At 68.3% G+C, this 10640-nt stretch carries 12 protein-coding genes; 2 read left to right on the forward strand and 10 right to left on the reverse strand.

All coding sequences use genetic code 11. The features are described from left to right. The 10 genes from FJY88_08830 to hpt form a co-directional block, all read right to left on the reverse strand. On the reverse strand, positions 1-717 hold a 717-nt coding region (locus FJY88_08830), incomplete at its 3' end, for a hypothetical protein (protein ID MBM3287437.1). A 106-nt stretch (positions 718-823) separates the two neighbouring features. Further along, positions 824-1690, reverse strand: coding sequence for a purine-nucleoside phosphorylase (locus FJY88_08835; protein ID MBM3287438.1), 867 nt, complete (start codon positions 1688-1690; stop codon positions 824-826). Further along, positions 1621-2535 carry an ABC transporter permease gene (locus FJY88_08840; protein ID MBM3287439.1) on the reverse strand — a complete coding sequence of 305 codons (915 nt, stop codon included), beginning with the start codon at positions 2533-2535 and terminating at the stop codon, positions 1621-1623. Before FJY88_08840 ends, FJY88_08835 begins: the two co-directional genes overlap by 70 nt. Continuing rightward, positions 2520-3554, reverse strand: a complete 1035-nt coding sequence (locus tag FJY88_08845; GenBank protein MBM3287440.1) for an ABC transporter permease — start codon at positions 3552-3554, stop codon at positions 2520-2522. Before FJY88_08845 ends, FJY88_08840 begins: the two co-directional genes overlap by 16 nt. Further along, positions 3551-5104, reverse strand: a complete 1554-nt coding sequence (locus FJY88_08850) for an ABC transporter ATP-binding protein (GenBank protein ID MBM3287441.1) — start codon at positions 5102-5104, stop codon at positions 3551-3553. The genes FJY88_08845 and FJY88_08850 overlap by 4 nt, the downstream gene beginning before the upstream one ends. Then, complete coding sequence (locus FJY88_08855) at positions 5031-6095, reverse strand: BMP family ABC transporter substrate-binding protein (protein MBM3287442.1); 1065 nt, start codon at positions 6093-6095, stop codon at positions 5031-5033. The genes FJY88_08850 and FJY88_08855 overlap by 74 nt, the downstream gene beginning before the upstream one ends. Further along, positions 6092-6664 (reverse strand): thymidine kinase, encoded by a 573-nt coding sequence (locus FJY88_08860; protein ID MBM3287443.1) that lies wholly within the window; start codon positions 6662-6664, stop codon positions 6092-6094. The genes FJY88_08855 and FJY88_08860 overlap by 4 nt, the downstream gene beginning before the upstream one ends. Continuing rightward, on the reverse strand, positions 6661-7323 hold the full coding sequence (locus FJY88_08865) for a uridine kinase (protein ID MBM3287444.1): 663 nt from the start codon (positions 7321-7323) through the stop codon (positions 6661-6663). Before FJY88_08865 ends, FJY88_08860 begins: the two co-directional genes overlap by 4 nt. Further along, on the reverse strand, positions 7320-7967 hold the full coding sequence (locus FJY88_08870; GenBank protein MBM3287445.1) for a deoxynucleoside kinase: 648 nt from the start codon (positions 7965-7967) through the stop codon (positions 7320-7322). Before FJY88_08870 ends, FJY88_08865 begins: the two co-directional genes overlap by 4 nt. Next, positions 7958-8572, reverse strand: coding sequence for a hypoxanthine phosphoribosyltransferase (gene hpt, locus FJY88_08875; GenBank protein MBM3287446.1), 615 nt, complete (start codon positions 8570-8572; stop codon positions 7958-7960). Before hpt ends, FJY88_08870 begins: the two co-directional genes overlap by 10 nt. Positions 8573-8655: 83 nt before the next feature. Here hpt and FJY88_08880 point away from each other — a divergent pair, with 83 nt between their 5' ends. Both FJY88_08880 and FJY88_08885 read left to right on the forward strand, forming a co-directional pair. Continuing rightward, complete coding sequence (locus FJY88_08880; protein MBM3287447.1) at positions 8656-9996, forward strand: amidohydrolase family protein; 1341 nt, start codon at positions 8656-8658, stop codon at positions 9994-9996. Continuing rightward, positions 9975-10640 (forward strand): adenosine deaminase family protein (locus FJY88_08885; GenBank protein ID MBM3287448.1); only part of this gene is annotated, 666 nt, incomplete at its 3' end. The genes FJY88_08880 and FJY88_08885, both read left to right, overlap by 22 nt.

A 10640-nucleotide genomic window follows, 5' to 3' on the forward strand; every position in this document is an offset into this window, starting at 1 on the left:
GGGCGCGGTGCTCGCTTCCCAGTTGGTGCCGAGGAACTTGACCCCGGCGCGCTTGCTGGCCCACTCCGTGTTCAAGCGGGCGAGCAGCTCGGGGCTCTTCAGGGAGAGGACGGAGCCGGGATCATCGTCCGCCGCGCCGGTCCCAAGGTAGATGTCGGTCAGCGTGAACCGATCCGGATTCGATTGACTGAGAGCGACGGAGTTGCCCGCCGAGAAGTCGAAACCGCTGTCGCCGCTCGATGAGAACTCCTCGATGATCTTGTCTTGCCCCTCCGCGCGGCCCGCGCCCATCACTTCATTGGAGGCGTCGCTCAGCTCGCTGTCCTCGTTCACCGACCGGACGTGGAAGTAGTACAGGGTGCCGTTGGCCACGACCGTCTGGATCGTCCCGACCCCCTTCCCCACGCTTCCGATCTTGTGGCCCAGTTGCTCGAGCTGGCCTGGATCGATGGAAAGGAGCGAGGAGGTCCCACGGTAGATGTTGTACTGCTTGAAGTCCTCGGCCGACTCATCGGGGCTCGCTGTCCAGCGAACCGTGATCGACAGGTCGCCGTTGACCACGAGGACACTGGTGGGCGGCGCGAGCTTGTCGGGCGGGACCACCGGAGGTCCCGAATCATCGTCGCCGCAACCCCCGAATCCCATCGCGGCCAGCAGGAGCGCGCATCCCAGGAGGACGCCCGCCCCGTTCCGTCTCCCTCCAATCGCTCTCGACATCGATCTTCCTCCTTCATGGTCAGTCCCCCGCCGGGGATCCTCGATTTCGCCTCTCGGGAGATACTACATCTCCACCCGGCCCAGCGTCACGATTCTCGGGCCCGAGTCATCCGTCCATCTCGACGGCCTTGCGCAGCAGCCGCGCAAGCCGCTCTCCTGCGACCGCGGCCCATTCGACGACCTCCTCATGGGAGAGGGGACGGCCGGCGATCCCCGTGCCGTAGTTCGTGATCAGGGAGATCGCGGCCACCCGCACTCCCGCCCTCCGCGCCGCGAACGCCTCCGGAATCGTGGACATGCACGCCGCCCTCGCCCCGAGCCGGCGCCATAGGCGGATCTCGGCCGCCGTCTCGTAGGACGGGCCGCTGCTGCCGCACAGAGCGCCGGTTCGGAGCTCGACGCCGGAAAGGCACGCCGCGCGATCGAGAAGTTCGCCCAAGGCGGGGTCGAGGAGAGGCGCCGCGCCGATCCTGGGCGAGGCCATCCCTTCCCGCAACCGACGGAAGAAGAGATCGATCAGATCGCTCGCCCGCATCAGCGTCCCGGGGGACATCTCGCGGTCGCACGATCCGGCCGCGTTCGTCAGGACGAGACGGCTCACTCCCAGCTCCGCCGCCGTTCGCGCGGGGAGCGTCACGGTCCTGAGCGGATGCCCTTCGTACAGATGGACGCGCCCCTGAAAGAGGAGAACGGGCCTGCCGCCCCAGATTCCGCTGTGGAGGAAGCCGGCATGGCCCGCCACTCCGGCCGAAGGGAACCCAGGGATCTCGGTGAAGGGGATGGTCTTCCTCTCTTCGAGGGACTCGGAGATCCCTCCGAGGCCCGAACCGAGGACGACGGCGAGCGAGGGTGAAGCGGTCCCCATCCACCCGCGAAGATGTTCCGCCGCGCGCTTGGCGTCGCTCATCCTTCCTCCTGGCCCCTGCGGTAGGGACGCCCGATCGCCGCGGGGGCGACGGCCCGGCCAACCCATCCGGCCAGGACGGCGAGCGCGACCAGATAGGGGATCATCTGGAGGAACTGGGTCGGGATCCCGCGTCCCGCGAGACGGATCTGTACCGTCTCGGCCGCGGCGAACAACAGGCAGGCGGCAACGGCGCTGGCGGGCTTCCACTTCCCGGCGATCATGGCAGCCAGAGCGATGTATCCCCTTCCCCCGGACATTCCGTCCGTGAACGAGTTCTGCTGAAAGGCGAGCCAGGCCCCTCCGAGGCCCGCGATCGCTCCGCCGAGGACCACCGCCATCGTCCGCACGCCGACCACGCCGACGCCGCTCGCGTCGAGGGCGGCGGGGCGCTCCCCGGCTGCCCGCACGAGCAGGCCGACGCCCGAGCGCAGAAGCAGCCGGTGAACGACAAGACAGACGAGCAGGGCCGCCAAGAAGAGGGGCTGCCCGATCACATCTCCAAGGGGCCCGAGAAGGCCGAAGGGCGGAACGGGCTCGATCGGATGCTCCAGGATGCGCGGCGAGTTGCTCGCGCTCGAGTAGAGCGCCTTGAGCAGGGCTCGGGTCGCGCCGAAGGAGCCGATGTTGATGGCGAGCCCCGAGACGATCTGGTCCGCCCTCCCCCTGACGGTCACGAGGGCGTGAAGCAACGCCGTCGATGCGCCGGCAAGGATCGCGCAGAGCACGCCGGCCTCCGGCGAACCCGTGCTGATCGTCCCCACCGCGGCGCCGAAGGCGCTGTTCAGCAGGATCCCCTCGAGGGCGATGTTGACGACGCCGCTGCGCTCCGACAGCGTCCCCCCCACCGCGACGAGCGCGTAGGGGACGGCTATCCTCGCGATCTGGGCGAGCGCGCTCAGGAGGAGATCCACCGCAGGCCTCCTTCCCGGCTCCGGGCGTCGAGCGAGATGAAGATCATGAGGATCGCGGCGACGATCACGTCGACGAGCTCCCTCGGAACGAGCTGATTGACGACGAGCCCACCCTGCGAGAGAACGCCGAACAGGAGGGCGCTCACCGGAATGGCGGCCGGGCGGTTGCGCGCTAGCAGGCCCACCGCGATTCCGACGTGGCCGGATCCTGACGTGAAGCCTTCCTCGAAGTAGTGCTTGTAACCCAAAACGTAGTAGCAACTCCCGACCCCGGCGATCGCCCCGGCAAGTCCCATCGAAAGGGCGCTCAGGAGCCCCGGCGAGAGGCGCGCGTAACGGGCGCGGCGCAGTCCCCCGCTCAGGATCCTCCAGTGGAATCCGAGCGGCGAGCGCAGGAGGAGCAGATCGCAGGCGATCGCGGCCGCGAGCGCGAAGGGGAGCGCCGTCGAGAGGCCCGAGCCCCGGAAGAAGCCGAACGCGTCGGAGGCGCGGGCCATCCACGCGCCCTCTCCCAGCGTCGCCGTTCGCACCGTGTCGGGCAGCGCGTAGCTGCGCGAGAGGAAGTAGTTGACGAGCGCGGCGGCGACGAAGTTCAACAGGATCGTCACGATCACCTCGTGCGCCCCCGTACGGGCCTTCAGGAGACCCGGGATGGCCCCCCAGATCCCTCCCGCGAGGAAAGCCGCCGCCACACACAGCAGCCAGAGCCACGGGCCCGGAACCGACGCCAGGTGGATTCCCGCGAGGGCCATCGCGAAGCCGCCGACCATCATCTGCCCTTCCGCCCCGATGTTGAAGAGCCCAGCGCGAAACGGAAGCGCGACGGCGAGTCCCGTGAAGATGAGCGGCGTGGCCTTGAAGAGGACCTGGCCGATCCCGTAACCCGATCCGAGCGTCTCCCCGAGAAGCAGGATGAGAAACCGATCCGGCCTTGCGCCGAAGAGCCCGGCGAGAAGCGCCCCCGCGACGAGGCCGATCGCGGCGGCGACGACCGGCAACAGAAGGCGGCGGCTCGTCACGGCGAGAGCCCCACGAGCGCTCGATTCATCGCCTGGCCGTCCACCCCCGAGGCCTCCGCGGCGTAGCCGACCCTCCCCCTGAAGAGAATCGCGATCCGATCCGAGAGGGCGAGCAGCTCGGCGAGATCCCCGGTCACGAGGAGAATGCCGGTTCCCGCCGCGCGCGCGGCCAGGAGCCTTTCGTGCACGAAGGCCGTGGCGCCCGGATCGAGGCCCCGCGTGGGGTGCACCGCGAGCAGCAGACGCGCGCGCCGCGACATCTCTCTCGCCAAGAGAAGGCGCTGCTGGTTTCCGCCCGACAGACTGGCCGCGGGAAGCTCAGGGTCGAGGGGGCGGACGTCGAACCCGCGCAGGAGATCGACCGCGGCGCGCCGCCCCGGAAAGAGACGCCACGGCAATCCGACGCGCAGGTTCTCGCCGCAACTCATCTCGAGGGCGAGGCCCTCGGCGCGTCTGTCCTCGGGAATCCAAGCGATCTCATCGGCGAGTCGGGTCCGCTGCGGGGCTCCCCATCTCCGTCCGAGGATCTCGATCTCGCCGCTCTGGATCGGGATCTGGCCGGTGATCGCCCGGACGATCTCGGTCTGACCGTTCCCCAGGACGCCGCCGATGCCGACGACCTCGCCGGCGCGCACCATGAGGCTGACGTCCTGAGGCGCGCAGGCGCCGGTTCCGCACCGGAGCGAGCGGAGAGCCAGAACGGTCTCCCCCGGTCGGGCCTCCCGGCGCGCGAGCGGCGGCTGGATCTCCTCCCCGACGATCCACCGCACCAGAAGGTCCCGATCGATCTCGCCGGCCGCCGCTTCGCCGGCGACGCGTCCGCCCCGCAGGACGGTCACACGATCGGCGATCTCCGTCACCTCCGCGAGGCGGTGCGTCACGAGGAGGATCGTCTTGCCCTGCGCCGCGAGGGCGCGAAGCGTCGCGAAGAGAGGCCGCACCTCCGATGGGGCGAGCACGGAGGTCGGCTCGTCGAGGACCAGGATCGAGCAGTCGCGTTCGAGGAGCTTCAGGATCTCGATCCGCTCCTGCTCCGCGACCGAGAGCTCCTCGACCGGCAGATCGAGCGGCGCGTCCAGTCCATTCGCCCGCGCGATGCCAAGGAGGCGATCGAGCCTCGCCCTGGGCAGGGTCCGGAGTCCCACGCACTCGGGGGATCCGAGCAGGATGTTCTCCGCCCCGGTCAGCGCGCCCGCAAGAAGGAAGTGCTGGGCGCAGAGCCCGATCCCCCGCCGGAGCGAAACGCGCGGGCTCCCTTGCTCGAGCGGTTGCCCATCGATCAGGATCTCCCCGGCATCGGCGCGCAGGAAACCGGCCAGGATCGAGAGGAGCGTGGTCTTGCCGGCGCCGTTCTCTCCGAGGAGGACATGGACGCTTCCCCGCTCCACGTCGAAGCTGATCGCGTCGTTCGCGAGAAGGGAGCCGAACCTCCTGGTGATCCCCCGAAAGGAAACGACAGCGCCCACGGGCCAGAGTCTAGCGGATCGGGGCCGCGATCCGCCCGGCGAGAAGATCGGCCCGCAGTCCCTCCACCCGCGCGCGGATCTCATCGGTGATCCATCGCTTGTTGTTGTCGTCGTAGACGTAGTCGAGAGCCCCCTCCGCCAGCCCCATCTCGCGAACTCCCCCGGCGAAGGTCCCCTCCTTCGCGGACTGGATCGTCTCGAAGACAGCGATGTCGATCTGTTTGATCATGCTGGTCAAGATGTGCCCCGGGGCCTCCGCCTGCTGGTCCGCGTCGACGCCGATGGCGAGCTTGCCGCGCTCGCGGGCCGCCTCGAAGACTCCGAGGCCCGTCGAACCGGAGGCATGGAAGATGATGTCCGCGCCGTGATCGTACTGAGCGAGGGCGAGCTCCTTCCCCTTGGCGGGATTCTTGTAGGCGTTCGCGGTCACTCCGGCGTAGTTGACAAGGACCCTGCAGCCGGGATTCACGGCCGCCACCCCCGCCCTGTAGCCGGCTTCGAACTTGCGGATGAGGGCGTTGTCCATCCCGCCGACGAAACCCACGACGCCCGTCTGCGTCACCTGGCCAGCGACCGCCCCGACCAGGAAACACCCCTCCTGCTCGCGGAACTTCAGCCCGACGACGTTCTGGGGAACCACCATCCCCTCCTGCCAGGTGTAGTCGACGCAGGCGAACTTCTTGCCGGGGAACTCGGAGGCCACGGCGTTGATGTCATCGGTGAAGAGCGCGCCGATGCCCAGGATGAGCGAGGGAGCGCCCGCGGCCATCTGGCGCAGCGCGGCTTCCCTGTCGGTCCCCTCCGCGGGCTCCAGATAGTCGACCGTGACCGCCAGTTCGTCGCGGGCCTTCAGGAGACCGCGATAGGCCGAGTCGTTGAAGCTCTTGTCGCCGATTCCGCCTACATCGAAGACGAGCCCGACGTGCAGGCCTCCCGCGCCGGATCCCTTGCGATCTCCCCCCCCGCATCCGAGGAGCGCGCCGCAGAGGAGGATCCCCAGGGCGAGGCGGGCGCTTCGGCCGATGGGAGCCTTCGCCGGCCGCCGATGCAGCGGGCAACGGGAAGCAGTCTTCATGTCGTCTCCTCCTTGGGCTCTTCGAAACAGCGCCGGCACCGCGCCTCGTAGAGATCTCCCGAGCCGACGGCGATCCTGCCCGTGGCCCGGCCGACCCGCTGCGTCCGGTTGGCGGGATTCCCGCAGCGGACGCAGATCGCCAGAGTCTTTGTGATGTACTCCGCCATCGCGAGAAGCTGAGGCACCGGCTCGAAGGGCTGCGCCGTGTAGTCCTGGTCGAGCCCCGCGACGATGACCCGCTTGCCCCGATTCGCCAGCTCCTCGCAGACCTCCACGATGCCTGCATCCAGGAACTGGACCTCGTCGATGCCGATCACATCCGCCTCGGCCGCCACCGCCAGCACCTCCCCCGAGTTCCGGACCAGTCGCGAGGGGATCTTCTGTTGATTGTGGGAGACGATGTGGTCGGCCCCGTAGCGGTCGTCGGTCGAGGGCTTCACGATCGCCACTCTCTGCCGCGCGATTTGCGCCCTGCGGATCCTTCGAATCAGCTCCTCGGTCTTGCCGCTGAACATGGGGCCGCAGATCACTTCGATCCATCCGGTGCCCTGCGGGAGATCGTGGCTCAAGACCCACCCTCCTCGACGGGCCAGCGCTCGGCCAGCACCGACGCGATCTTGGTTTTCAAGAGATCGATCGCGACCCTGTTGTGCCCCCCTTCCGGGATGATCACGTCCGCGTAGCGCTTGGACGGCTCGATGAAGGTCAGATGCATCGGGCGGACGTAGCGCTCGTACTGATCCAGCACCGACTCCAGCGTCCGTCCCCGTTCGGTCACGTCGCGCCGTATGCGGCGCATCAGCCGCACGTCGCTGTCGGCGTCGACATAGACCTTGATGTCCATCATCGATCGCAGATCCTCGTCGTCGAGGATCAGGATCCCTTCCAGGACGTAGATCGGGTGAGGCCCCACGCGCGTCGCATCGGAGAGCCGGATGTGGCGCGTGAAGTCGTAGTTCGGCTGATCCACGGCCTCCCCGATGAGGAGCCGGCGGATGTGGTCGCGCAGAAGCTCGGTATCGAAGGCGTCGGGATGGTCGAAGTTGGTCCCGATCCTGTCCTCCCAGGAGAGATGCGAGAGGTCTTTGTAGTAGTGGTCCTGCCGGATGACCGCGACCTGGCGCCCGCCCAGGGCCTCGAAGATCCGCACGGCGACCAACGACTTCCCCGACGCCGTGCCGCCGGCGATTCCGATCAGCGTGCGCCGCGGCGGCGCCTGCGTCGTCATCCCTCCCCCCTCGCCCACGCGGTCAGATCGGCGACGATCCTCTCGAGCGACCCGTCCCCCTTCTCGAGATCGAGCTTCGAGGTGTCGATCCGCCGGACTGGCACCGTCTGCTCGATCTTGCTTCCCCACTCCTCGTACCGCCGCTCGAGACGCTCCAGGTAGGCGGCGTCGACGTGCCGTTCGTACGGCCTGTCCCGCCGGCGTATCCGCTCCAGCAGGACATCGGTCGGGGCGGTGAGGAGAAGGATCAGGTCGGGAGGACGGACGGTCGTCAGGAGAGTCTCGTAGAGGGCCCGGTAGTTCTGGTAGTCGCGGTCGCTCAGCATGCCGAGGTCCCGCAAGGTGGGCGCGAAGATCTCGCCGTCCTCGTAGAGGGTCCGATCCTGGATCAGCGACCTGCCGGCGGCGACACAGGTCTGCATCGCCCGGAAGCGCTCCGAGAGGAAGAAGACCTGCAGGTGGAAGGCGTAGCGGGCCATGTCCGCGTAGAAGTCCTCGAGGTAGGGATTGGCGATCACCGGCTCGTAGAACGCCTCCCAGCCGAGCCGCTCGGACAGCACCCGCGTCAGGCGGGTCTTGCCGACCCCGATGTTGCCGCAGATCCCGACGTAGATGCCCCGTCCGCTCGCGCCGCTCACGTCAATCCCCCCTCTTCCCCGGACAGCTCCGCGGCGTCGAGAGCGGCGACATGGGGAAGCCCGCGGTAGCGCTCGCGGTAGTCGAGCCCGTAGCCGACGACGAAGCGGTCGGGAATCGGAAAGCCGATGTAATCGACCGGCACTTCGGCGCGGCGCTCGACCCTCTTGTCCAGGAGGGCCGCGATGGCGAACGACCGCGGGGAGCGAGCGAGGAGCATCTTGCAGATGTAGTCCAGCGACAGCCCGCTGTCGATGATGTCCTCCACGATCAGCACATCCCGCCCGTGGATGTCGCTGTCGAGATCCCGGAAGAGGCGGACCGAGCCGGAGGTCGTTGAGCGGTTCCGGTAGGAGGAGATGGAGATGAAGTCGATCTCCACGTCGATGGTCAGGATCCGAACCAGGTCCGAGAGAAAGAGAACCGACCCCTTCAGCAGGCCGATCAGGACGGGAACGCGCCCCGCGTAGTCGCGGGATATCTGCTCTCCCAGCTCGCGGACCCGCCGCTCGATCTGGTCGCCTGTAAGAAGGACCTCCGTCTCAGCCTCCGCGCGGGCCGTTGACCCGCACCCCTCCTCCGGGGTACTTTGCCTGTCCGACTCGCATCCCAGGGTTACCGGCACGCCAAGAGATCCATCCGGCAGCCTCAGGCAGTGTAAAGGACCGCAATCGGGCGGTCTATGGGGAGTGAAGCTTGATACTGAGGGGCGTGACCTGCCTCACGATGGACCGGAAGCGGACGGTCATCGAGGCGGATATCAGGATCGATCGACGGGGCCGGATCGCGGCCCTTCTGCCCCCGGGGCGCGGGGGATCCCGCGGCGAGGAAGAGGTCTTCCTGCCGGGTCGGATCGCCATCCCCGGGCTCGTCCAGACCCACGTGCACCTCTGCCAGACGATCATGAGGGGCCTCGCCGATCGCCTTCCGCTCTCCCTGTGGCTCAGGAGCCGCATCTGGCCCCTCGAGGCCGCCCACGACGCATCGACGGTGGAAGCGTCTGCGGCTCTCGGCCTCCTCGAGCTGGCCACGGGCGGAACGACAGCGATCCTCGACATGGGGACCACAAGACACACCGAGGCGATCCTGCGTGCGGCCGAGAGGTCCGGCCTGAGAGTCGTGACCGGCACGGCCTTGATGGACGAGGGACGGGGCGTCCCCCGCTCGCTTCTGCGGGAAGTCGGAGACGCCCTCGCCGAGACCGAGCGCCTGCTGCGCGCGAAGAGGTCCAAGCGTGTCGGCCTCTGCCTCGCCCCGCGATTCATCCCTTCCGTCAGCGAGCGGGGCTGGCGCGCGGTCGTGGCGATGGCCCGGCGCCACGATCTCTTGATCCACACCCACGCGTGCGAGACGCGGACGGAGGTCGAGATGGTTCGCCGGAAGACGGGATCGACTCCGTTCGTCTATCTCGACCGCATCGGCGCCGCGGGCCGGCGCCTTCGCGCGGCGCACGCGATCTGGCTGTCGGCGGCCGATCGCGCCGTGCTCAAGCGGACCGGCTCGGCCGTGGTCCACTGCCCGGGCAGCAACGCGAAGCTCGGCTCGGGCACGGCCGACGTCCGTTCGCTCCGGAGGGCTGGAGTCCCGGTCGGCATCGGCTGCGACGGAGCGGCCTGCAACAACAGGCTCGATCTCCTCGACGAGATGCGCCGGGCGGCCTCCGCGATCGCCGCGCTCCACGGACCCGCCGCCGTGGATCCCTCCGAGATCCTCGCCATGGGCACGATCGATGGGGCCCGCCTTCTGCGGATGGAGCAGGAGATCGGGAGCATCGAGCCGGGAAAGGCGGCGGACCTCACGATCCTCAATCCGGCAGCCGCTCCCGGGATGTGCCCGAGCGGCCCCGACCCGCACGGGCGCGTTCTCTACGGGGCGGGCCGGGAACATGTCGAGCAGGTCTGGGTTGAAGGGCGGATGATCGTCAAGCGGGGACGCATGGCGGGATTCCCCGCAGCCACGATCCTCCGCGACGCGGGCCAGGCGGCGCATAAGATCCAGGAACGAATGGAGGCCAGGTGTCGATCCCGATCTCGCTGATTCAGTCCCTGCCAAAGACCGATCTACATTGCCACCTCGATGGCTCGCTCCGCCTCGAGACCCTTTGGGAGCTTGCGGAGCGGAGATCGATCGAGCTGGGCGCCGGGAGCATCGAGGAGCTGCGAGCCATGCTGACCCCGAGGACGGGCGCGAACCTCGGCGAGTATGTCGAGATGTTCGAGCCGGCGATCTCCGTGCTCCAGGACGCCGAGGCCCTCCGCCGCGTCGCCTACGAGCTGGCGGAGGACGCGGCCCGGGAGAACATCCGTTACCTCGAGGTCCGCTACTCCCCGATCCTCCATGCGAGGCGGGGCCTCTCGCTCCCGGAGATCGTCGATCCTGTCCTTCAGGGGCTTCGGGACGCCGAACTCAAGCTGGGCATGGTCAGCGGAGTCATTCTCTGCGGGATCCGGACCATCTCCCCGGAGGTGAGCCTGGAGCTCGCGCGCTTCGCCGTCTCTTACAGGAAGAAGGGGGTCGTCGGCTTCGATCTGGCGGGAGCCGAGAAGGACTATCCTGCCAAGGACCATGTGAAGGCGTTCTACGAGATCCTCAACAACAACATCAACGTGACCGTCCACGCGGGGGAGGACTTCGGCGCGCCGTCGATCCATCAGGCGATCCACTACTGCGGCGCGCACAGG

The sequence above is a fragment of the Candidatus Eisenbacteria bacterium genome, assembly GCA_016867495.1.
In the GTDB taxonomy this organism is placed as follows: domain Bacteria; phylum Eisenbacteria; class RBG-16-71-46; order CAIMUX01; family VGJL01; genus VGJL01.